Consider the following 23,264-nt stretch of genomic DNA (forward strand, 5'->3'; position numbering starts at 1 on the left):
TTATTCCTCCTCGTTTACGGCAAAGCTCTTAATCTGACCGTCATCAGTTAAAATTTGAGTAAGCTGTTCTTCCACTACTGTAAGCTTATCATGACACAGCTTAGATAACTCCATTCCTTCCTTATAAATGGAAATTGCCTCTTCAAGAGGAACATCCCCCTCTTCAAGTCGATCTACTAAGCTTTCTAGTTTTTCCATTGCTTCTTCAAAGGTTTGTGTTTGTTGTTCTGCCATTTATATACTCTCCTTTATGTCGACTACCTTACATTGCAGATTACCATCGGACAATCTCACCGAAATTTCCTGTTCAGGATGTACTTGGGACGTTTTACTAATTAAATTCTGCTCTTCTGAAAAAACAAGACTGTAACCGCGCTCCATTATTTTTAACGGGCTAAGTGCATCTAACTTTGAAAGCTGTTGGTGATATTCCGCTTTCTTTTTCGATAATATCACTTGCATTGCCCTGGTAAGGGATTTCTTTAAGCGCACCTGCATCGTTATTGCTTCTTGAATTTTCTTTTCAGGAGCGTTACGAATTAAACGATTATGTAAATGTTGATGCTCTAACCTTTTTAGTTCAACCATTTTATTCGTACTACGAACAAGCTGCTCTGTGCGTCGGTCTAATTGCTCTAGCTTTTGTTCATACAGTTTATGTGGGTAACGAAAAGCATAAGACCGATTTATCCTCGTTAAACGAAGCCTTTGAGCATTCATTTTTTCCTTCATTGCCCGTAACATTCTTGCTTTGCGATTTAAGATACGCTCTAGTAAATCATCAATATGAGGAACCGCCAGCTCTGCAGCTGCAGTTGGGGTAGGTGCACGTAAATCAGCAACAAAGTCTGCAATCGTAAAATCGGTTTCATGCCCAACAGCCGAAATAATCGGGATGTTTGAGGTAAAAATCGCTCTAGCAACGACCTCTTCATTAAATGCCCATAACTCCTCAATAGAGCCCCCGCCACGACCTACAATTAATACATCTATAGCACCAATTGTATTGGCCTTTTCAATTGCCTTAGCAACAGAAGGGGCTGCTTGCTCACCTTGAACTAATGCAGGTAATAACATGATATTAGCAATTGGATATCTTCGTTTTATTGTTGAAACAATATCGCGAATCGCAGCACCAGTAGGAGAAGTAATAACGCCCACTGTGTTCGGAAATTTCGGCAAAGTTTTTTTATTGCTTTGAGAAAATAAACCTTCTTTTGTGAGCTTTTCCTTTAATTGCTCGTATGCAAGATATAGTTCTCCAATTCCATCAGGTTTCATTTCTTTTATGTAAATTTGATATTGACCGCTCTGTTCATAAACTGATAAATCGCCACGAATTAATACTTGCATCCCATTTTCCGGTTGAAATTTTATGTGACGATTCTCTCTTGCAAACATTACTGCGAGGATCCGCGCTTTTTCATCCTTTAATGTTAAATACATATGTCCGCTTGAATGCTGCTTGAAATTAGAAATTTCTCCTTTAACATAACAATCTTGAAGATGGGGGTCCGCATCAAATTTTCGCTTTATGTATCGTGTTAAAGCTATAACCGTTAAGTAACGTTGCTCCATAAAGTACCCCTTTCAGTAAAATGCTTATGGTGATCATGTGAAAGCCCAACACACACTTATTAATAGATTTACAATTGCTACATATACAAAAACCCATCCCATCTATTATAAATTTAGAAGTACAATTCGTCACTTAAAGGGGACAAATTCATTTTCTAACATATAAGGATGGAACAGGCTTGTCATTTATGCGTTTTGCAATTTTGCTAGTGCTTTTTTGGCAGATTTTAAAGTATTATACATGAGCATTGTAATCGTCATCGGCCCAACTCCACCAGGAACTGGCGTAATATAGCTAGCTTTTTCTTTTACTTGATCAAAATCAACATCTCCGCAAAGCTTACCTTCACTATTACGGTTGATTCCAACGTCAATAACAACTGCACCTGGTTTGATGAAATCCTCTGTTACAAAGTATGGTCTACCTACTGCTGCTACTAAAATATCTGCTTGTTTTGTAATAGATTTAATATCCACTGTTTTCGAGTGAACGTAAGTTACAGTTGCATTTTCGTTCAAAAACAATTGTCCTTGCGGTTTGCCGACAATATTGCTTCGGCCAATCACAACGACATGCTTACCAGCAATTTCAATTCCCATTTCCTTCATCATAACCATTACCCCATATGGAGTACATGGTAAAAATGCATCTTGACCGGTCATCATTCGACCAACATTAATCGGGTGGAAGCCATCAACATCCTTTTCAGGAGAAATCGCCTCAATAATACTTGTTTCATTAATGTGTTCTGGCACGGGTAACTGCACAAGGATACCATGAATTTTTTCATCATGATTTAGTTCATCAATTTTATTAAGCAATTCTTGCTCAGTAGTCGTTTCTGGAAGCTCGATTAATACCGAATGCATGCCTAATTCCTTACAGGTTTTTTCCTTGCTTGTTACATAGGTTCTTGAAGCAGGATTATTTCCTACTAGAATTACTACTAAGCCTGGAGTTACTCCCGCTTGTTTTAGCGCTTCTACTTCAGCTGCAATTTCACTTTTCTTTTTATTTGCTATTTCTTTCCCACTAATGAGTGTAGCACTCATTGTTTTTCCCCCTTTGTTCAGAAAGCTAGTTACTGTTTAAGCAATTTGTTCTTTAACTTTTGATAAGACTCCGTTTACGAAACGGCTAGATTGGTCATCGCCATAGAGCTTGGCAATCTCGATTGCTTCGTCTAACACAACATTGGCCGGAACAGATTCCTTGCAGAATAATAATTCAAACACGGCAATTCTTAACAAATTACGATCAACGGGTGCAAGTCGTTCCAACGTCCAATTTTCTAGTTTACTTTTAATCATCTCGTCAATTTCCTGTTTATGTAAGACAACGCCTGTTACCAACTGGTTTAAGTAATCATCGTGTGGAAGGTCTTCCAAAACATGCTCAATCGCAGCATCTACCTCAGTTTGACTTAAATCAATCTGAAACAGGGCCTGTAGAGCCTTTTCTCTTGCTGTTCTTCTTTTCATAAAAATACTCCTTTAGCACTAAATATCCAATATCCAATTTCCTATATAGATAATAGCACAACTCTGAGTAAAAGAGAAAAAAACCAAAGACACAAATACTGTGCCTTTGGTTCTTTTTTTATATTTCTTGGTCGTATTCGTTTTCAGCTTTTTGCGTTTCGAATTGAATTCCGACAATATGAATATTGACTTCAACTGGTTCCAGTGCCGTCATATTCAGAAGTGCTTGGCGAATATTGTCTTGGATTTTTTGGGCAACAGTCGGAATTGAAATACCAAACTTCAGAATGCAATAAACATCAACTTTAATGCCTTCCTCCGTTAGTTCAACCTTAACCCCTTTACCATGATTTTTCTTACCTAATCGTTCTACAACGCCTGAAGCAAAATTTCCACGCATTTGTGATACGCCTTCCACTTCGCTAGCGGCAATTCCAGCAATGACTTCAATCACTTCAGGAGCAATTTCAACCTTCCCATGCCCATTGTTTTCTTGATTCATCTCCAAGATATTTTCACTCATCCAAAAAGCACCTCCGTATTAATCTTCCTTCATCACATCATGCAATTCTAAAAACTTAGTGTTGAATTGCCCTTCTACAAATGTTTCATTGTTAAGAAGCTTTAAGTGGAAAGGAATCGTTGTATGAACACCTTCAATAACGAATTCACTTAACGCACGTTTCATTTTTGCAATCGCTTCTTCACGAGTGTTTCCGTGAACAATTACTTTCGCAATCATGGAATCATAGAATGGTGGAATAGAATAACCAGGATAAGCAGCTGAATCCATACGCACACCATATCCACCTGGAGTTAAATACATATTGATTTTACCAGGTGAAGGCATAAAGTTTTTCGCAGGGTTCTCAGCATTGATCCGGCATTCAATAGACCAGCCATTAAATGTGATATCTTCTTGATCATATTGTAGATGTTCCCCGTTAGCAACTTTGATTTGCTCTTTAATTAAGTCGATTCCAGTTACCATTTCAGTAACAGGATGCTCAACTTGAATACGAGTATTCATTTCCATGAAATAGAATTTACGATTGCGATAATCATAAATAAATTCTATCGTACCTGCACCAGTATAATCAACTGCTTTTGCAGCTTTTACTGCTGCTTCACCCATTTCTTTACGAAGTTCTCCGTCAAGAGCTGGTGATGGAGACTCCTCAAGAAGTTTTTGCAAACGTCTTTGAATTGTACAATCACGCTCACCTAAGTGAAGTACTTTACCATGTTGATCTCCAAGAACTTGAATTTCAACGTGGCGGAAATCTTCAATATATTTTTCAATGTAAACGCCAGGGTTTCCGAATGCAGCCGCAGCTTCTTGTTGAGTCATATTAATACCTTTAATAAGCTCTTCTTCGTCACGTGCTACACGGATACCTTTACCACCACCACCGGCAGTAGCTTTAATAATAACTGGATAACCCATGTCATTTGCTAAAGCGATTGCTTCTTCTACATCCTTAATAATTCCTTTAGAACCAGGAACGATTGGTACTCCAGCAGCCTCCATCGTACGACGAGCCACGTCTTTTGTACCCATTTGGTTAATCGCTTCTGGAGATGGACCTACCCAGATAATGTTAACTTCGCGGCATAGTTCAGCGAAATCAGCATTTTCTGCTAAAAATCCATATCCAGGGTGAATAGCATCACAATTAGCTTTTTTAGCTACACTAATTATATTAGTTGTGTTTAGATAACTATCTTTTGATAGAGTTGGTCCAATACAATATGCTTCGTCTGCAATTTGAACATGAAGAGCATCTTTATCTGCTTCAGAGTATACTGCAACAGATTCGATTCCAAGCTCACGACATGCGCGAATTACACGAACTGCAATTTCTCCTCGGTTGGCAATAAGTAATTTTTTTATCATTTTAGAAACGCTCCTTATTCAGGCTTAACCAAGAATAAAGGTTGGCCATATTCTACAAGTTGTCCGTCTTTTACTAGGATTTCTACGATTTCACCTTTTACTTCTGCTTCAATTTCGTTGAAAAGTTTCATAGCTTCAACGATACATACGATACTTTCGTCTGAAACTTGTTGACCAACTTTTACATATGCATCAGCATCTGGTGATGGAGCTGCGTAGAAAGTTCCAACCATTGGTGATGTAATCTTATGTAGATTTTCTACATCAGCAGTAGCAACTGGTGCTGGGCTTGGCGCAGCTTGTGGTGCTGGTGCGCTAACTGCAGCTGTTTCAACAGCTTTTGGAGCAGCTGGTGCACTAGCTACAGGTGCAGGTGCAGCAGTAACTACTGGTGCTGCTTCAGCAACGATAACCTTTTCAGCATTTTTTTTCATTTTAATTTTGTAATCATCATGCTCGTAAACAAACTCATTGATGCTAGAATTGTCAACCAACTTAATTAATTCGCGAATTTCTTGTACTTTCAACATTTTTTGACACTCCTTGTCCCACTATTTATATTATTTTTATTATGACTAGCTACTACTATCATACGATATTTATCCAAAATATTTCAATATTGGAATCATCTCAGATTTTTTGTTGCTAATCAAATTACAATAATATAATAAACTTTTCTGAAAAGAAAGTGAATTTATTTTATTCCAAATTTATAAAAATTTTTTATTTTTTTTATTAAAAACCACTAAAACAGGGAAAACCAGCAGTGGTTTTCCCTGTTTTTTCATAATTATTCCAAATTTTCCCGGTGGATTAAATCACCAAAAATATTATCTATCGTTCAAGTTTGGTATCTTTTTATTTTGTCGGCTGGAAATCTACGACAACATTCTCCAATTCCCCGATTTCTGTCCGAACAAGTTGAATTATGTCATTTGCGGCTGAAGCCGAATGGTCTTTTGATTTTACAGTAATTCTGACCTTTTCGCCATCTGCACGAACTAGCGCATCATCATATCCCATTGTTTTAATTAATGTTTCTAAGACATTTTCCTTTTTAGCCAGCTCATCGAGGCTTTTCATTTGATCGTATGCCTCGCTTCTCTTTTCAGCAGAAAGGTCTGTTGATGCCATGATTTCGTTTAATTGTTCTTTCATTTCATTTCGTTGATCCTCTAATTCGAGACGTAAAGCTTCAAATACCTCATCACTGGCAACTCCGGAAATAACAGTTTTTCCATCATCAGAGGTTGTAGTATCAGCTGATTTTTTCTCTTTTGCTTTCTCCTCGACATTTGCCATATTCGTGGCTTTTTGTTCAGGTGATGTAATGTAGTACACAGATAAAACTACCACTAAACTTAACATCGTTAACAGCCAAACTGTTTGCTTTTTCAATAACATTATATTAGCCCCCTTAACTTTTTTTCGGCATAACCGCAACTCGATGACTTGGTACATCAAGTGCACGAGTTACCGCTTCAATAATCCACTTTTTCACCTGAATATTATCAGCACCTTTAGCCACTACTAGCACACCGCGTATTTCTGGCTTTTTTGTCTCTACAATGATAGGAACTTCCTTTTCTCCCTCGCGAATAATCACGAGATTTTGCTCTTGTTGCGAATCCTCAACCTTTCGCTTCCCACCTTCGCGATCAGTTTCATCAGTTGTTTGTGTTTGTGATTTGGAGTTTTTTTCCAACACTTGCTTTTCAGTTGAATCCACGTTGACAACAACTGTAACTTCTCCGACACCTTGTATTCCTTCTAACGCTTCTTTTAGCTGATTTTCATATGCCTCTTCATAGTTTTTTATAATGTCATTTTCCTTGGAACTTTTTTGACCAAAGGCTGGGACCTCTTCATTTTGCTGCTTTCCATTGTCACCATTAAACACTGGAACGTTTGAATTAGTGTTATGATCAATAAATAGATTGCTTAAGAGCATGATTGCTGCTCCAACCACCAATACTATTACTAAATATTGATATTTACCCGGTTTTTTGTTTGAGGAATCATCGTTTGAAAGGAGCCTTTTAATCCTTGCTATCGGGCCTTTATCTTTATCCATTGTGATCCGATTTCCCCCCTTCTACCATTTCTACCTCAATGGTGTGCTGTGCAATATCCCATTTTTTTGAGAGAAATGAAGCGATCTCCACCTGCTCGCTTTCGTTCTTTGTCTTCGATGGAAGAGGTTCATGAGTGCTTATTTCGACTGTTTTAACAACTTCTATTGCTTCCTCTCGTGATTTCGGCTCCTCAACCGTTACAATGACCTTTTCCAAATTTTCCGGGAAGTTTAGCATTTGCTCTTCATCTATCAATAACTTGATATTAGAAATTTTCAATCCGTGCTTTTCCATCAACTCCTCTTTCGCATCCTTTTCAAGTTGGACAGCCATTGTTTCTAAAATATATGCTTGTTGTGAGGTTTGTATTTCACTTTTCTTAGATTCTATTAAATTTTCCATCTTTTCTGTTTCATCGTTCTTCCAAAATGAAATCGTAGCAATTTGTTTTTCAAAATCGCTAGAGATTAACTTAAAAATTGGCGTTAATATAACGGCTATTAACAATAAGCCAGTGACCATTTTGGTATATTTTTGTAAATTTGTATTCGGTAAGAGCATGTCAATAACCGTTGCGAGCAAAACAAATAAAATAATATTGGTGATCCATTCTTTAAGAAATTCCAAGTATGCTCACCTACCTAACCATCATCGTCAAATTTCCAGCAGCAATGATGACGGTAATGCTTAAAAAAAACATTAATGAAACGATCGCCAATGCTGCAAAAACGTAAATTACATTCTTGGAAATGATATCCAAGCAAGATATAATGGGGCCTCCTCCTAAAGGCTGAAGGATTGCCGCGGCAAATTTGTATATAAACGCAATGATTAATATTTTCAATGCTGGAAAAGCCACAATTAGCAAAAGTATCCCTACTCCTGCTATCCCAACTGTGTTTTTTAAAATAACCGAAGCACTAATCACTGTATCGGTGGCATCTGTGAACATCCTTCCAATCACAGGGATAAAATTTCCCGTAATAAATTTAGCTGTTCGAATCGTAATACCATCTGTTACTGCTGTCGATGCTCCTTGAACAGAAATAACTCCTAGAAAAATGGTAATGAACAAGCCAAGAAGACCGATGCTCCAGTTCCTTAGAAGCTGAGCTAATTGAGTGACCTTATAATGCTCAGTCAGGATGCTGACAATGCTCAATAGCGTAGCAAGAAATAACATCGGCAGAATAACAGCTTGGATAAACAATCCGCTGACATTCATTAAAAATAAGATTACCGGGTGAAAAAATGCAGCCGATATTACTCCTCCAGAAGATGCAATTAACGCCAGCAACAATGGGATTAACGCTAGGATAAAGTCAATCATCGCACCTATAGCATCATTGGTATATTGCATGGCAATATGAAAGCTATTTAAAGCGATAATCATCAGTACCATAAAGACGATCGCGTAAGCTACTTTGCTTACAGTCCCTTTCTCAAATGCGTTTTGCAAGGATTGGAGAAACATACTAAACACTGTTAATAGAATCAATGAACCAAGCAGCTTTCCATTGGATATCAATTCGTGAAAGGCAAATTTCACCAAGCCAGAGGTCCATTCCTTTAGTGAGAAATCCTTACTTCCTTTGATAAAATCATATAAACTACCCTTTTGGCTCTCAGGTAAAAAGCCACCGTATTGATGAACAATATCATCCCAAAATTGTTTTAATTCATCGATTTCCAGTCCTTCCAATTGCGCATCGACAATCTTTTCTGTCGTAGTTTCTTCCTCATTTTCAACACTTTCGACAGCTTGTACATTGTGAGTGATACCAAAAATAAGACTGATTAATAGAATGATGATTGGAATTATCTGCAAATATTGCCTCATTTCTTGTTTCACCTCTAGCCTCGATTAATTAGGAATCAGCTTAATAATCGTTTCAATCATCACCGTTAATATGGGAATTGCCATTGCCAAAATAAGTATTTTCCCAGCAAGTTCAATCTTCGAGGCTATTGCTCCCTGCCCAGCATCTTTGGTGATTTGAGCTGCAAATTCAGCAATATAAGCAATTCCAATTATTTTTAAAATGGTCTCAACATAAATGAGGTTAACCTTGGCATTAATAGCAATTTTTTCAATCATTTGGATAATGCCGTAAATTTGATCGACCAGTATTAGAAAAATTGAACAACCAACAAATACAACTAGCAGGAAAGCAAAATTGGGCTTTTGCTCCTTTAAAATAAGGGCGAGGAAGGTGGAGACTAGGGCGATACCGATAATTTGAAGAATTTCAATCGCTCACTCCTCCTATCCTTGAAATAGAAAAACTGATTTAATTTTTTGAAAGAGATCATCTACAATCGAAGCCACCATAAACAAAATATAGATAAATCCAAACAAGGTGACCCATTGGGCGTATTCCTTTTTGCCAACCTGATCAAGAATGGTGTGCAAAAATGCGACGACGATACCAACTCCGGCAATTTTAAAAATAACATCTACTTCTAACCCCATTTATTTCTCCTCCTACGTTTCCGCTAGTCTGAAAATCATATATGATTATATGGTTGTTTCTACAGGAGCAGAATAATTAGCAATAGACCTGATAGAAAACCAAGACTTTTCACCATTTTTTCGTATTTTGCCTGTCTTTCATATGCATCTAGCTCTTCTCTTTCCAAGTGACTAAGTGCCAGCAGGATTTGTTTTTGCTGTGAAATCCGATCATGACGACCCAGTGTTTCACCAAACTGTTTCATAATTTCGAATTCTCCTTGCTTAAAAGCTGTCAATTTCCAAACTTCCTTTAAACTTTCTTCCCATGCCAGCTTTACCGTCGTGTCACCGCTCATTAGCTTTGTTGCGAAGCTTTCAAAAAACCATGACAGCGGTTTTGCCATTTGGGTTGATAGACGTTTTGAAGCTTCATGTAAAGGTGTATGACCATACATGATTTCAGCGTCTAAGGATTGAAGCGCAGATTTTAACATACGGAGTTGTCTTGGTCGTTCACTTAGGTGTCGCGATGCCTCAAAACCTGTCCATGTAGTGGCGACAATAATAAAAGCTGCCCCAATAATTTTCATCATATTAAGTCACTCTCGCTTTAAGGAGGTCATAGCCGGATTGATCTTTAATCCTCGTTATCGTCCCAGGTCCATTACTTCGACTTAGCTCAATAAAGCGCTGAAATTGTTCCGTTTCCAGTATAGGTTGAAGTGAAGGTCGTTTTTGGATTTCAGAAAGCGTACTACCATGAGTTGTCATGATTAGGTTAATCCCAGCATTGATTGCTTCTATTACCGCTTCAGCGTCCTCCTTGCGACCAATTTCATCGACAATGAGCACGTCAGGACTCATGGAGCGAATCATCATCATCATTCCTTCTGCCTTAGGACAAGCGTCTAATACATCTATTCGTGGACCAAAGCTGAGCTGTGGAATTCCGTTCATTGAGCCTGCTATTTCCGATCTTTCATCGACAATGCCAATTTTATTAGGCGGTCGACTTCTGTTTAAATCTCCGCTGGATATGATTCGAGCAATATCTCGAAGCAAGGTAGTTTTCCCAGTTTGAGGAGCACCAATGATGATTGTATTTAGCCATTTTTCTTTGTATAAATAAGGAATCAAAGGTTCGGCAATTCCGATTTTTTCTTTGGCTATTCTGATATTAAATGAGGAAATGTTTCGAATTGCCTTAACCTGTCCATTCTCTAAAATGACCTTACCTGCTAGTCCAATGCGATGGCCACCTTCAATCGTGACATATCCACGTTTTAGTTCCTCTTCCATCGCATAAATTGAAAACTGACTAATTTTATTTAATAAGGCAATGGCATCTTCAGCAGTTGCAATATAAGATAAAAAATTAGGTACTCCAGCGCATGTAACTTCAATAGGACGATTAATTCGCACCCTAATTTCCTCAATCTTGCTTTTCAGATTTGGAGGCATTGGCTGAATGTGTTCAGATATGGTTCTTGGTAAAAAGGCTAGAACGGTTTCCACATTTTTTCCCCCTTATGTGCACCTCTCATTATTTAAAATGTATGCCTGCTCGGACAATATATGACTAGAAAAGCGGAAGTGGCTTGGTCAGCCCCGACAAGCTTAAGACGAGCCGGCCGAAAGGTTGTTCTTTAACCTTTTGGACGGATTGGCTTAAGACCTCGAGGGGCTAGCCGCTGCAGCTAGACAATAAAAGCGGAAGAAGCTTGGTCAGGGGCGACAGGCACAAGACGAATCACGCAAGAGACGTTAGTCTCTGGAGGGATTTGGCTTGTGACCCCGAGCCCCTAGCCACTGCAGCTAGACAATAAAAGCGGAAGTGGCTTGGTCAGCCCCGACAAGCTTAAGACGAGCCGGTTGAAAGGTTGTTCTTTAACCTTTTGGGCGGATTGGCTTAAGATCTCGAGGGGCTAGCCACTGCAGCTAGACAATAAAAAAAACACAGCGCAAAGTGCACTGTGTCTTGAATATTATTCCTATTGATATTTAGCTGCTAAATCATATAGGTCGCCTTTAGAAATAGGTCCGGTATAATGCTCACGGATAACGCCTTCTTTATCGATAATAAAGGTTTCGGGTTGACCGACAACATTATATTCTTTAGACACCTTTCTGTTGAAATCAAATAGATAGGTGGAAGTTGTTTTATGCTCTTTAACAAACTTCTTGACCCGATCCTGTGTTTCACCAAGATCGATTATGAGCAATTTAAATTGATCTCCATACTCTTGTTCAAATGCTTCTAGCTCAGGTGCCTCATCGACACAAGGACCACACCAAGTTGCGAAATAGTTTAATATTACTACTTGTCCACTATAGTCAGATAGCTTTGTCTTTTTACCATCTATATCTTCTAATTCAAAAGCATAAGCTTTCTCACCAATACCTGTGTATTCACCTTTTGTTGCTAGAGAAATCCCAAAATAAACAAAAAGACCAATTACACCTGCTAAAATAAGAATTTTTATACCGCGTTTATTCATTCAAACTTCCCCCGGTTCTTTCATGTAGATTCCTAAATGGATGATAGGTTTGGGTACCAGGATAGGGCCTGCTATATTAACAGGCCCTACTAATCATTAATCTAATTGGTTTAAAAAATCAATTTCCTTTTGAAGCTTCTTTCGGCGTAAACTATGAAGAAGTACATAACCAATAATTGCAACACTTGATATTACATATCCTGCTACCATGTATTCCATATTACACCCTCCTTATCTAATCGATTCTCTGACCTGCTCTTTATATTGTTCAACCTTAATTTTTAGCTTCTCAAATGAAACTCCTCTAACAAGAAGGAATGAATAAAGGATAGTTGTAAATGCAATCATCGTAAGAAGCGCAACCAACATTTCAGGCTCTATTCCGCCACCTGACTGGTCTTTCCCCTCACCAAATACAACTGGATGGAATTTTGTATTCCACCATCTAATCGCCATAAATACAATTGGTACATCAGCAAAGCCAATAATGCCAAATACAGCTGCAAGTCTTGCTTTCTTTTCCCAAACTCCGTCCATTTGACGAATCATCACGTAGGCAACATAGATGAACCAAAGGATTAATGATGTAGTTAAGCGTGGTTCCCATGCCCACCATGTATTCCATGAAGATTTTGCCCAAATCATCCCAGTAAGTAGTACAAGGGTGATAAAAACAACTCCTATTTCAGCAGATACATAAGCGTAAGTATCATATATTCTTTTTCTTTTTACTAAATAAAGAATACTAAAGACAAATGTTACAAAAAAGGCACCGAAGCCGATCCAGGCGATTGGAACGTGAACGAAAAAGATTTTCTGAACAAGCCCCATCACTTTTTCAGTTGGAGCATAGAAAAATACTAAATATAAACCAACAATTAACGTTACGAGTGATGCCCACCCCAGAATCGTTTGTATTTTGGACGGTGGTTCAACTGTTGGAGGAACAGGCTTACTCGCCTTTTCCTTTTGTAGACTCATACTCATATTTATACCTCCAGAACATATTCAATTAATAAGAAACAAAGAACAAAGAAGATGACATCATAAGCAGCAATTAATTGAATCCATGCTATTGCATCTGGCAGCTTCTCAAGATTGGTAAGAATGATTCTTGTTGCTTGTACTGCACCGATTAAAATAGGAGCAGTTACCGGAAATAATAATAATGGCAGCAGCATTTCACTGCTTTTAGAATTTGCTGCAAGTGATGCTAAAAAGGTTCCGATACTTATAAAACCAAAGCTACCAATAAATAAGACAAAGATAAAATAAGGCAAACTACCAATGTATTTAAAATCAAACAAGAGGAATAAAAATGGAACAGCAACTAATTCCACAATAATCATCATTGAAAAATTCGCCAAAAACTTACCTAAATAAATACTAGTTGGATCCATTGGCGAAATAAGTAATCCTTGCATCGTGTCATTTTTTTGTTCCGAAAGGAAAGAGCGATTTAAGCCTAGTATTCCAGAAAAAACGATAATTACCCATATGACTCCCGGAATAACAGCTTTTGTAGTGTTATTTGATGGATCAAAGGCAAAGCTGAATACTAATATTGTCAACCCTGCAAAAATAATCATCGTAGCCAATACTTGCTTAGTTTTTAACTCTGAATACAAGTCCTTTTGCGCAATATAGAGGGCATTTTTTAGTAAACTCATCATTCACCCTCCGTATGTTCAAGATATTTTTCTAAAACAAATTCTATTTGGTTTTCAGAGATATTGAAGTCATCAACTATCTTTCCGTTTTTCACGATGATAATGCGATCACATATCTCTGCAGCCTGTTTGAAATCGTGGGTAACCATTAAGGTTGTAGCACCTTTTTGCTTCATAGACACAATTACATCGTTTAAGATTGAAATAGCCCCCTGATCTAAGCCAGTATGAGGCTCGTCCAACAGAAGGAGTTCTGGGTCATGAATGATGGCTCTAGCAATTGCAGTCCGCTGAATCATCCCTCTGGAAAAGTTTTTTACAGGCTCTTTTAAAAAGAAGGAAAGTCCAACATCTTTTACCAGTTTAATTGCTTTTTGTTCAACATCCTGCACACCATATAAATTACCGAAAAAAACAAGGTTTTCAAGTGGGGAATAGTGTTCATATAACAAGCTAGAATGGGGCAAATACCCCATTAGCTTTTTTATATCGTTTCCGTTTTTCTTTAAATCAAGCCCGCTGATTTTCACTTCACCACTTGTTGGCTTGATAAGTGTGGCAATTACCTTCAACAGTGTGCTTTTCCCCGCTCCGTTTGGACCTAAAATTGCAACCGTTTCACCTTTTTCAATCGATAGGTCAATGCCTCGTAAAATTAGTTTTGTATCTGCTTGCTTTATGAGTTTTTTTATTTGAATCACTTAGAGGCCCTCCCCATACCAGTTGTTACTCAACAAATTGATTTAGGCTCAACTTTACCTGGACTAGGTGTTGTTTGTAGGCCTCCAACTTGGCATGATAGTCACTTTCTGATATTTGCCCTTTTTCTAGTGTTTCTTCTAGTTCTAAAATTTTATCGAGGATGGTTTTTTGTTTTGCCATCAAAAGTTTAAAAGCTTGCTCATCTTTATCGTCAGCAGCATTTCTCGTTTTTACTCGGTGTTTCCATTGGAAGTAACTGAAATATCCAATACCAGCTATTAAAATAGCTCCCAATACAATCATCAAGATATGTGGGTCAAACCCCTTTAAAGCTGATTGCTCCCACATCCGTAAATGACCTGGGTTATGGAAATCAGGAGATGCCTTCGTTACATTTCCAGCAGCACTATTTTGAGTACTATCAGTAGCGTCTGTTTGCTGACCTTCAGGTTGTGTCCCTTCAGGTTGTGTCCCTTCAGTAGAACTCGGTTGAACATCCTTGTTATATGCAAGTGTTATAGTTTGTTTAGCTTCGATATTTTGAACAACGTATGTCCAATATTCCTTTTCGTCGATGCTTAAGAAGCCTTGACTTTGGGCATCAACATCTTTAAACTCGATGCTTCCCATGCCTTTAGGAACTAATACTTGATACATAGCCACAGGAAGATTAAAGTTCAATACAATATCCTGCCCTTTTGGCACTTGATAAGTAAATGGCAACGTAATGGAACCTTTAGGCTCGATTGGATCAGTCGAAACAAAGCCATTATCCGTTTTTTTGTAATTAATCGCTTCTTCTAACATTTTTAGGTTTTCGGCACCAGGAGGGAGAGTTACCGAAATAACCCCCTCCGATTGTCCTTCACCCTTATATTCCTCATCAGTCATGTTTTTATAACTAACCATGTCCATAATTTGTGTTGATCCATCCTGTAAAGGAGATACAACAATGTATTGCATTTGAACACTCAGCTTGTCCGCTTCTTTAGCAAATGCCGTGAAATACGGAATTAACAGTAACACTAGGAGAGGAATAATGATTTTTTTAATCATTTCTTCCCCTCCTTTTTTCCGCGCTTGCGTTTAAGTGCTGCTTCAATTTCACGCTCTACATCGGACATGACACTAGCATTCACATTCGTTTTAACATTTCTATCTTCAGATTTTAAGATTTTAGAAACTTCTGTTTCATACTGTTTCTTAAGATTTTTAAAATCAATTTCGGATAATTTACCCATCTTATATTCAAACTCTATTTCATTTAAGGTTGTTAATAATGCCTCTTTATCTGAAATTGTCTCTTGCTTACCCTCTGAAGTTGAAAGATAGGCATCCCATTTAAAAAATGGAGCTAATACTAGAAACAAGCAGCTTAGCACAAGAACGGCCGTTAAAACCATCGAGATGATCGAAATCTCCATATTGATCACATCCTACAAATACTTTTTTCTTTCCTCTTCAATGATGCTAGACAAAATCTCTTCTTCGACTTCATCACTCTCTTGGTGGTCATCCACCATTTCTGCGCGACCAGCATTTTTGTTTACCCATTTACGAATCATGAAGAATATTCCTGTTCCAGCACCGCCAATTGCTGCAAACGGCAGAACCCAAGCAGCCAAGCTAAAACCTTTTTTTTCTGGCGCTGTCAATATTTCTTCTCCAAGTGCCTTCACGTAATATTCGCGGATTTCATCTTTGTCCATGCCTTTTTCCATCATGTCAACCAGTTCTGCTTTGAACGCTTCAGTATTCTTACAGCCGGCCATATCACAGGCATAGTGGTCTTGCCCACATCCGCAAGTACACATAAATTGGGAAGCTACAGCCTTAAATTCTTTTGATTTAATGTTAATACCTTTATTATTGTCTGCACCTAGAACGGCGAAAGCTCCCTGGAAAATAAACAAAATCATGAGTAGGCCAATCGAAAGTTTTTTATTCAAGTTAAGCCACCTCTTTCATTACTCCGGTATATCTTGGTGTAATATTGCCATGCTTTCCGTTCCATACAGCAAATATTGAACCAATAACGATTAAGAATGATCCAGCCCACATCCAGTTCATCATTGGATTAACTTTTACGATGAATGTTGCACGACCATCATTTTCCCATGCGCTTAAAACAATATATAAATCTTCTAGTGCTGAGCTGTGAATTGCCACTTCAGTAGAAGGCTGTTCCCAGTTACCATAGAAAACTTTTTCAGGCTCGTAAGTGCCTAGCTTTTCACCATTTTTAAATACTGTTAAATCAGCATAAACGATATCATTAATCCCTTCACGGCGTTGATCAAGTTTTTCATAAACAAGCTTGTAATCTTTTATTTCAATTGAACCGCCGATTGGAACTGTTTTCATTGTTTCTAAATCATAGTTTTGTGAACCGATGATTCCCATTGTAATGAAGGCAATTCCAAAGTGAACCATATAGCCACCGTAGCGTCTGCGATTTTTGGTCATTAAGCGATATAAGGCAATTAGTGGATTCTCGCCTGTCATTTTTCTTCTCGCTTTTACTCCGCGATAGAACTCTAAATAGTGCGTTACGAATAGAAGAATGATAACGCCGTATCCAATTACCGCCCATGCCTTTTGAATTCCTAACACTACCATTAACACCATTCCAACAATTGCAATTGCAGCTGGAATTAAGAAGTTTTTCTTTAAATTTTTGATAGTGGACCTTTGCCATGCAAGCAATGGACAGACCGCCATCACAAACATCATTGATAAAAGAATAGGAGCTTGTACTTGGTTAAAGAATGGAATCCCAACTGTAACCTTAGTTCCACGAACAGCTTCAGAAACTAGCGGGAAAATCGTTCCCCAGAAAACAGCAAATGCTGAACCAACCAGTAACAAGTTATTGATTAAGAAACTGCTTTCCTTTGATACATAAGAAGTAAATTGTCCAGCACTCCGTTTAATTAAATTGTAGCGACTCATTAATACATACATTGCACCAATGACAGCTACACCCATAAAGATTAAGAAATAAAGTCCTAAATTCGAATCCGCAAATGCGTGAACAGATGTTAAAACTCCGCTTCGTACTAAGAATGTTCCAAATAAAGTTAATGCATATGACAGAACAATCAAGCTGATGTTCCATACTTTAAGCATGTTTTTACGTTCTTGAATCATTACTGAGTGTAGGAATGCTGTTGCTGTTAACCATGGCATAAACGATGCGTTTTCTACCGGATCCCATGCCCAGTATCCACCCCAGCCTAGCTCAACATAAGCCCATTGACCACCAAAGATATTTCCTAAGCTCAGGAACAACCATGCAATAATTGTCCATCTTCTTGTCATTTTGATCCAGAAATCATCAGTATTTTTCAAGATAAGTGCAGCCATCGCAAAAGCAAATGGTACTGCTAATCCAACGTATCCGAGGTACAGAGTTACTGGATGGATAATCATACCCGGATTTTGAAGCATAGGGTTCAGTCCTCGTCCCTCAACAGGGATTTGAGCTGTTACTTCAAATGGATTTGCCACAAATCCTAGAATAAAGAAGAAGAAAACTCCATTTGCTAGTAAAATCGACGCAATGTAAGGAACCATCGGATTCCCTTTCATCTTGCGTGAAAATGTAACCATTACTGTGTAAAGTACTAAGAAGAATGTCCATAGTAACAGTGAACCACCGTTTCCTGCCCACAACGCTGTTAATTTGTAGATAAGCGGAAGATCACTACTTGTATAATCAGCAACGTATTTATACTCGAATGCTGATGTTCCTAATAAATAAAACAGAGTAAGCATGGCTAGTGATGCTGTCACAAGAAGGGCGATAACTCCGCCCTTACCACTATTGATGAATTTTTGATTTTTCGTTGCAATCCCGTAAGTCATAATTAACAAAGCATAGATCGCTAGTGCAAACCCTAAATAAATCGTTGCGTTAGCAAATAAATACATTACGTCACCTTCTTTTCTTGGCCTATTATTCTTCGCTGGAAGGCTGATCTAATTTTTCTTTGTGTGTATCTGGGTCATAGTTTTCCATATCCTGACCTTCATATTTTGATGGACAGCGAGTTTTCACAGTTTCTGCAACAAATGTGTCCTTCTCAGTTGGCGCACCTTGTAAAATGGTGATAACCCCTTCAGAGAAGTTATCAGGTTTTACACCATTGTGAATAACATGCATCACATTGCCATCGTTGTCTTTTACATCAAATTTTAGTTCAATTTTGTCAGCGTCCCATTTGATAGAATCTTCTATTAGTAATCCCTCAACCGTTACAAAATAACCATCTTGGTATTTTTCCTGGTTCTTAAGAAGCTCGTCCATTTTAAGCTCAACTCCACTTGAACCAGGTGTTGCAGCCATAAGAAGGAAAATAATCGCACCAGCAATAATAAAGCCACCAATCATGACAATTGTATTTTTTTTCATTTTTCTTTTCCCCTTTACCCCAATTTTTCTATTTCTTTTTCGTACGTTTCTTCATCAATTTCCCCATTGATTAATTTTGCTCTTAGCTTCTTTTTATTTTCTGTTGCATCTTTTTTATTTACCTTTTGCGCAGGCTTTCCTACAGTTGGTTTTTTAATGTTGTTTTTACTTTTTGGTCCAGAAGATTTTGTGCTTCTGCTATTACCTTTTAGACCTAAAAATACAAATACACCGGCAATGATAACGGAAATACCAATAATGATTGCTCCACTTGTACCGATGATAGGCTGCTCAGATTTGTTATTATTCAATACTTGATCAGTTGCGGATTTACCGTCTACACCACTATGATTTTCATCATTAGGCGGAGTTTGTTCGCTAACCGTTTTCAAAGTTGAAGTATTGTCTTTTTTAACATACGTCGCAGCAATATTCACTGCTTCGCCTTGCTTCTTATTTTTGAATTGATAAATATGAAGCTTTTCGGCGTATTCACTATCTGATGTACTTGTCGCAGCTGGTTCAACTTTAAAGTCCTTTGACTTTAATGGGGCATAAACGATGATATCTAACACTTCTGTATCGGCCAGATTTTCATATTTAAAGTCAAACTTTTTTGTATCAGCTACTTGAATTGCACTTGTGTAGTATTCAACAACGAAGCTGTATGTTTTACCATTTTTAATTGGTTCTTGTGGCTTCCAGGTTACAACACCTTTTTCTTTGTTAATTTCAAACGGACGTTGTACTTCTGGATCTTTCTCATTTGGAAATTCTGCCACTAAATAAATTTCAAAATTTTTATCACTTACCGGTGCCGGAAATTCAATCTCCCCGTTGTAATCCGCACCTGTGTTATTTGTAAAGGTTCCATAATACCCTAGTAATAAAGACGCTTGATCCTCTGGCCATTTCTCAGGGTAATCAAACTCTGGCATAACCTGGATTTGCATTTCTTTATATGGGAATTTCTCAGTTGGAAACCCTTCCGCAGCACTTGCACTTGGGATGAAAGCCGTTAATAGTAATACAGTAATGACAAATGATGCTAATCTCTTAAGCATTTTACTCCTCCTCGTGAAAACAAATCTGTTTTTACTATAATCCCCTTAGAAAGACTATAATCTTTTCTTGATGTTTTGCGTCGATGCTCAGGTGAACATTTTGTTAAAAACATAAAACTTAAGGTTTTTGTCAAAAAAAAATCAAGAAATATTCACATTTACTATATTGATAACTTATTTTTCCATAAAACATTATCAAAAGTAAGATTTGTTCTAAGGACCACAAAAGGAATATTAATATAATAAATCACTGTAATCACGGGTGATTTTCGAATATTTTATAACAAATGATTTTAGAAAAAATAATTAATTCAAAGTGGTAAATTATCAACATCCTACTAAGCTTTATATAACAAACAAAAAAGCTAACGTAATGACGTCAGCTCTTTTTGTTTGTTATTTACTTGGAAGGGTTCTAATGTAACTAATAATATCACTTATTTCTTGTTCACTAAGCTGTCTGATTCCATCTGCACCTTCAAGCGATGCCGCCATTCTGGTGTCTTCGCGACCATATGCTGTACTTATCCACATCTGCTGATCAGTTGTATATTGTAATTTCTGCGGACTTATTAAAACAGTTCCCATCTTCTTCTTTCCAGCACCGTCAATCCCATGACAGGTTGCACAGAATAACTCGTAATGTTTCTTCCCATTTTCAGGGTCACCACTAATTTTAGCGGGAGCCTCGAGTTCAATTGATTTCTTTTGCCAATTTCTCATAAATGCAACTACATTGTTCAAATCTTCTTCACTTAGATTTGACCCATATGCTGGCATGACAGTACCTTCTCTTCCATATTTCACCTGATTGTATAGATCCTTGTCAGAATATGTATTCAGAAAGTGCTGATTGTTAATTGCAGTTCCTTCTTTTGCACCAGATCCTTTTCCGTTATCACCATGACAGGCAAAGCATTGCTGTTGATAAATCCGTTCCCCAGCCTCAATTGCCTTATGATCTTTTTTGGTTAATAAACTGCTATTGCTAATAATAATGATTATCCCAACCGTGACTAAAATATAAACGCCAATTAAGATTTTTTTCATATCATTCCCCTTACTTAGGTGTAGGAGTAGGTGTTGGTTCACCAAAATCTTCATATTTCTTAATAATATAGCTATTAATATCCTTTAAGCTTTTTCCATTCTTGTTCATCTCTACCGCCTCACGGGCGATGTCTACACAAACATCTCAAGCAATCCCCATTTGATCCCATTCAACAACTGCGCTGTTCTTATCGAGTTCATCAACAAAACAGTCTAGATTACTAACGTGACCATCAGTACCGTAACAGCCGCAATAACATGGAACAGATGCCAATACTTCCGGATAAGTTGCTGCCATGATATACGTTTCTTGAATTAACTCAGATGTATTTGTTACGTAGTTAGGTAATTCCTTGTGCTTCGAATCGAGTGTAAGCTTTTCATCCTTCCCACAGCCTACCAACACGAACATCGACACAATTCCAATTAACATTAAAAAAGTGAGTCGATTCACAGTTGTCCTCCTCAAGTAATATGATATCCGATGCAAATACAATGATATTTTAACAACACAAAACTTACTAAAATCATTTTAATTATTACTATTTAGTGAAGAAATATACCAAAGACACAAAAATTTTCTAATATAATTTAATCACAAACATAAACTTTTATTTTAAAAAAGTAATAATGAGCGGTATTACATAACACATCCTAAATTTAGATAAAAAAAACCTCCAATGGTTTTAAACCACTGAAGGATTTTAATTGAATAAATCAACTATGCGCGTGACACGTAGCTTCCATCTGTAGTATTGATAATCAAGCGATCACCTTGGTTAACAAAGAATGGAACCTGAACAATAAGACCCGTTTCAACAGTCGCAGGCTTTGTTCCACCTGAAGCTGTATCTCCTTTAATACCTGGCTCTGTTTCCGTTACTTCTAGTTCAACTGTATTCGGAAGTTCTACACCTAGAGTCTCACCATGATACATCATGATGGATACTTCCATATTTTCTTTTAAATACTTCAATTCATACTCAATTGTATTTCCTGGCAATTCGATTTGTTCGTATGACTCATTATCCATGAATACGTGTTGATCGCCGCTAGCGTAAAGATACTGCATTCTGCGGTTATCAATTTGTGCTTTTGCTACTTTTTCTCCCGCTCGAAATGTTTTTTCTTGGATAGCACCGTTTCTTAAATTCCGAAGCTTAGAACGAACAAACGCTGCTCCCTTACCAGGCTTTACGTGTTGGAAATCCATAACACGCCAAATGCTCCCATCAACCTCAATAGTTAAACCAGTACGAAAATCATTAACAGAAATCATGCGAAAAATCCTCCTAAATTCAATTAAAGAATCATTAGTTCTTTTGTAGAGTGCGTAAGCAGTTCATTATGATTATTTGTTATCACGATGTCATCTTCAATCCGTACCCCACCAAGTCCAGGAATATATATACCAGGTTCAACCGTAACCACCATACCTGGGACAAGCTTAAGGTCGGACCTAAAGGACAGTGCTGGTCCCTCATGAACCTCAAGTCCAATTCCATGTCCTGTCGAATGACCAAAATATTCACCGTAGCCCTTTTCGGTTATGTAATTCCGCGTTAAAGCATCTGCTTCTTTTCCAGTCATCCCCGGCTTGATTCCCTCAACCCCACGCATTTGAGCTTCATATACAATGTTATAAATCTCTTTTAATTTAGGATCAGGTTCACCACAAGAAATAGTTCGGGTGATATCAGATACATACCCTTTGTAATATGCACCATAATCAAGTGTAATCATATCTCCTTTTTCGATTACTTTATCGCTTGCGACACCATGTGGCAAAGCAGAACGATGTCCACTAGCGACAATCGTATCAAAAGAAGAAGAGGTTGCACCTGCTGCTCTCATAAAGAACTCTAATTCATTTGACACCTCAAGCTCTGTAAGACCTGGGCGAATGAAATCCAATATGTGTTTAAATGCTGCATCAGCAATATCGGCAGCTTCCTTTAATATCTTAATCTCTGATTCAGTCTTAATCAAGCGCAACTTTTCAATTATTCCTGAAATCGGAACCAAATCAGCCTTTATTGCTGCCTTATACTCGCTATATGTAGAAAACGAAACGTAATCTTGTTCAAATCCAAGCTTCTTTATTCCTAAACGCTCAGTTTGGCTTGCAATTTCCGCAATTAAAGATGGGCCGTGTTTAATTATCGTGAAGCCTTCGCATTGATTCGTTGCTTGTTCAATATAACGGAAATCTGTAATAAATAACGCAGCCTCCGCAGTTATCAAAACTACACCAGCAGTTCCGGTAAAATTGGACATATAACGGCGATTATAGGAACTTGTAATCAGTAGTGCATCAATCCCCAGATTTTCAAAATGCGAACGTAATTTGTTTAGTTTATCCAATGGACTTCCTCTCCC

The 23,264-nt window shown here is 37.7% G+C and carries 30 protein-coding genes; all 30 read right to left on the minus strand.

The genetic code is table 11. The annotated features are described in order from the left end of the window. Complete coding sequence (xseB, locus tag FXW34_RS10320) at positions 1-234, minus strand: exodeoxyribonuclease VII small subunit (protein WP_147533903.1); 234 nt, start codon at positions 232-234, stop codon at positions 1-3. Continuing rightward, positions 235-1,578 (minus strand): exodeoxyribonuclease VII large subunit, encoded by a 1,344-nt coding sequence (gene xseA, locus FXW34_RS10325; RefSeq protein WP_147533904.1) that lies wholly within the window; start codon positions 1,576-1,578, stop codon positions 235-237. It lies immediately after the preceding gene. A 186-nt stretch (positions 1,579-1,764) separates the two neighbouring features. After that, positions 1,765-2,631 carry a bifunctional methylenetetrahydrofolate dehydrogenase/methenyltetrahydrofolate cyclohydrolase FolD gene (folD, locus tag FXW34_RS10330; RefSeq protein WP_147533905.1) on the minus strand — a complete coding sequence of 289 codons (867 nt, stop codon included), beginning with the start codon at positions 2,629-2,631 and terminating at the stop codon, positions 1,765-1,767. 36 nt (positions 2,632-2,667) lie between these two features. Beyond that, the gene (gene nusB, locus FXW34_RS10335; RefSeq protein ID WP_147533906.1) at positions 2,668-3,060 is read right to left on the minus strand and encodes a transcription antitermination factor NusB; all 393 of its coding nucleotides are present in this window, start codon (positions 3,058-3,060) and stop codon (positions 2,668-2,670) included. A gap of 118 nt (positions 3,061-3,178) precedes the next feature. After that, positions 3,179-3,583: an Asp23/Gls24 family envelope stress response protein gene (locus FXW34_RS10340; protein ID WP_147533907.1), complete on the minus strand. Its 405-nt coding sequence runs from the start codon at positions 3,581-3,583 to the stop codon at positions 3,179-3,181. Between the two features lie 18 nt (positions 3,584-3,601). After that, entirely contained in the window at positions 3,602-4,957 is a 1,356-nt protein-coding gene (gene accC / locus FXW34_RS10345) for an acetyl-CoA carboxylase biotin carboxylase subunit (protein ID WP_147533908.1), read from the minus strand. 14 nt (positions 4,958-4,971) lie between these two features. After that, positions 4,972-5,487, minus strand: coding sequence for an acetyl-CoA carboxylase biotin carboxyl carrier protein (gene accB, locus FXW34_RS10350; RefSeq protein ID WP_147533909.1), 516 nt, complete (start codon positions 5,485-5,487; stop codon positions 4,972-4,974). 328 nt (positions 5,488-5,815) lie between these two features. After that, positions 5,816-6,361: a SpoIIIAH-like family protein gene (locus tag FXW34_RS10355; protein ID WP_147533910.1), complete on the minus strand. Its 546-nt coding sequence runs from the start codon at positions 6,359-6,361 to the stop codon at positions 5,816-5,818. A 13-nt stretch (positions 6,362-6,374) separates the two neighbouring features. Then, complete coding sequence (gene spoIIIAG, locus FXW34_RS10360) at positions 6,375-7,031, minus strand: stage III sporulation protein AG (RefSeq protein ID WP_147533911.1); 657 nt, start codon at positions 7,029-7,031, stop codon at positions 6,375-6,377. After that, positions 7,024-7,659, minus strand: a complete 636-nt coding sequence (gene spoIIIAF / locus FXW34_RS10365) for a stage III sporulation protein AF (RefSeq protein WP_147533912.1) — start codon at positions 7,657-7,659, stop codon at positions 7,024-7,026. Before spoIIIAF ends, spoIIIAG begins: the two co-directional genes overlap by 8 nt. A 10-nt stretch (positions 7,660-7,669) precedes the next feature. Further along, positions 7,670-8,872, minus strand: coding sequence for a stage III sporulation protein AE (gene spoIIIAE, locus FXW34_RS10370; RefSeq protein WP_147533913.1), 1,203 nt, complete (start codon positions 8,870-8,872; stop codon positions 7,670-7,672). 24 nt (positions 8,873-8,896) lie between these two features. Continuing rightward, positions 8,897-9,286: a stage III sporulation protein AD gene (gene spoIIIAD, locus FXW34_RS10375; RefSeq protein ID WP_187118909.1), complete on the minus strand. Its 390-nt coding sequence runs from the start codon at positions 9,284-9,286 to the stop codon at positions 8,897-8,899. Between the two features lie 12 nt (positions 9,287-9,298). Next, a complete protein-coding gene (gene spoIIIAC / locus FXW34_RS10380) occupies positions 9,299-9,505 on the minus strand; it encodes a stage III sporulation protein AC (RefSeq protein WP_004435581.1) in 207 nt (68 codons plus the stop codon). A 59-nt stretch (positions 9,506-9,564) separates the two neighbouring features. Continuing rightward, complete coding sequence (spoIIIAB, locus tag FXW34_RS10385; protein WP_147533915.1) at positions 9,565-10,080, minus strand: stage III sporulation protein SpoIIIAB; 516 nt, start codon at positions 10,078-10,080, stop codon at positions 9,565-9,567. Between the two features lies 1 nt (position 10,081). Further along, positions 10,082-11,002, minus strand: coding sequence for a stage III sporulation protein AA (spoIIIAA, locus tag FXW34_RS10390; RefSeq protein ID WP_147533916.1), 921 nt, complete (start codon positions 11,000-11,002; stop codon positions 10,082-10,084). A gap of 476 nt (positions 11,003-11,478) precedes the next feature. Beyond that, the gene (locus FXW34_RS10395) at positions 11,479-11,985 is read right to left on the minus strand and encodes a TlpA family protein disulfide reductase (RefSeq protein WP_147533917.1); all 507 of its coding nucleotides are present in this window, start codon (positions 11,983-11,985) and stop codon (positions 11,479-11,481) included. Between the two features lie 96 nt (positions 11,986-12,081). Further along, the gene (locus FXW34_RS10400) at positions 12,082-12,204 is read right to left on the minus strand and encodes a CcmD family protein (protein WP_147533918.1); all 123 of its coding nucleotides are present in this window, start codon (positions 12,202-12,204) and stop codon (positions 12,082-12,084) included. 12 nt (positions 12,205-12,216) lie between these two features. Further along, positions 12,217-12,972 (minus strand): cytochrome c biogenesis protein, encoded by a 756-nt coding sequence (locus FXW34_RS10405; protein ID WP_147533919.1) that lies wholly within the window; start codon positions 12,970-12,972, stop codon positions 12,217-12,219. Positions 12,973-12,974: 2 nt separating this feature from the next. Beyond that, a complete protein-coding gene (locus FXW34_RS10410; protein ID WP_147533920.1) occupies positions 12,975-13,655 on the minus strand; it encodes a heme exporter protein CcmB in 681 nt (226 codons plus the stop codon). Beyond that, on the minus strand, positions 13,655-14,356 hold the full coding sequence (locus FXW34_RS10415; protein ID WP_147533921.1) for an ABC transporter ATP-binding protein: 702 nt from the start codon (positions 14,354-14,356) through the stop codon (positions 13,655-13,657). The genes FXW34_RS10410 and FXW34_RS10415 overlap by 1 nt, the downstream gene beginning before the upstream one ends. Positions 14,357-14,381: 25 nt before the next feature. Beyond that, entirely contained in the window at positions 14,382-15,413 is a 1,032-nt protein-coding gene (locus tag FXW34_RS10420) for a hypothetical protein (RefSeq protein ID WP_147533922.1), read from the minus strand. Next, positions 15,410-15,781 carry a hypothetical protein gene (locus tag FXW34_RS10425; protein WP_246140966.1) on the minus strand — a complete coding sequence of 124 codons (372 nt, stop codon included), beginning with the start codon at positions 15,779-15,781 and terminating at the stop codon, positions 15,410-15,412. Before FXW34_RS10425 ends, FXW34_RS10420 begins: the two co-directional genes overlap by 4 nt. A gap of 12 nt (positions 15,782-15,793) precedes the next feature. Further along, the gene (locus tag FXW34_RS10430) at positions 15,794-16,306 is read right to left on the minus strand and encodes a cytochrome c-type biogenesis protein (protein ID WP_147533923.1); all 513 of its coding nucleotides are present in this window, start codon (positions 16,304-16,306) and stop codon (positions 15,794-15,796) included. 1 nt (position 16,307) lies between these two features. Next, the gene (locus tag FXW34_RS10435; protein WP_147533924.1) at positions 16,308-18,290 is read right to left on the minus strand and encodes a heme lyase CcmF/NrfE family subunit; all 1,983 of its coding nucleotides are present in this window, start codon (positions 18,288-18,290) and stop codon (positions 16,308-16,310) included. A 25-nt stretch (positions 18,291-18,315) separates the two neighbouring features. Beyond that, positions 18,316-18,771 (minus strand): cytochrome c maturation protein CcmE, encoded by a 456-nt coding sequence (locus tag FXW34_RS10440; protein ID WP_147533925.1) that lies wholly within the window; start codon positions 18,769-18,771, stop codon positions 18,316-18,318. Positions 18,772-18,785: 14 nt separating this feature from the next. Beyond that, on the minus strand, positions 18,786-19,835 hold the full coding sequence (locus FXW34_RS10445; RefSeq protein WP_147533926.1) for a hypothetical protein: 1,050 nt from the start codon (positions 19,833-19,835) through the stop codon (positions 18,786-18,788). Positions 19,836-20,231: 396 nt separating this feature from the next. Beyond that, complete coding sequence (locus FXW34_RS10450) at positions 20,232-20,885, minus strand: c-type cytochrome (protein WP_187118905.1); 654 nt, start codon at positions 20,883-20,885, stop codon at positions 20,232-20,234. 10 nt (positions 20,886-20,895) lie between these two features. Next, the gene (locus FXW34_RS23340; protein WP_425457423.1) at positions 20,896-21,339 is read right to left on the minus strand and encodes a PCYCGC motif-containing (lipo)protein; all 444 of its coding nucleotides are present in this window, start codon (positions 21,337-21,339) and stop codon (positions 20,896-20,898) included. 267 nt (positions 21,340-21,606) lie between these two features. Beyond that, positions 21,607-22,164 (minus strand): elongation factor P, encoded by a 558-nt coding sequence (gene efp / locus FXW34_RS10465; protein WP_147533929.1) that lies wholly within the window; start codon positions 22,162-22,164, stop codon positions 21,607-21,609. Between the two features lie 23 nt (positions 22,165-22,187). After that, a complete protein-coding gene (locus tag FXW34_RS10470) occupies positions 22,188-23,249 on the minus strand; it encodes a M24 family metallopeptidase (RefSeq protein WP_147533930.1) in 1,062 nt (353 codons plus the stop codon). Positions 23,250-23,264: the final 15 nt, after the last annotated feature.

Origin of the sequence: Bacillus marasmi (genome assembly GCF_902168435.1) — a bacterium.
Taxonomy (GTDB): Bacteria; Bacillota; Bacilli; order Bacillales; family Cytobacillaceae; genus Bacillus_BU; species Bacillus_BU marasmi.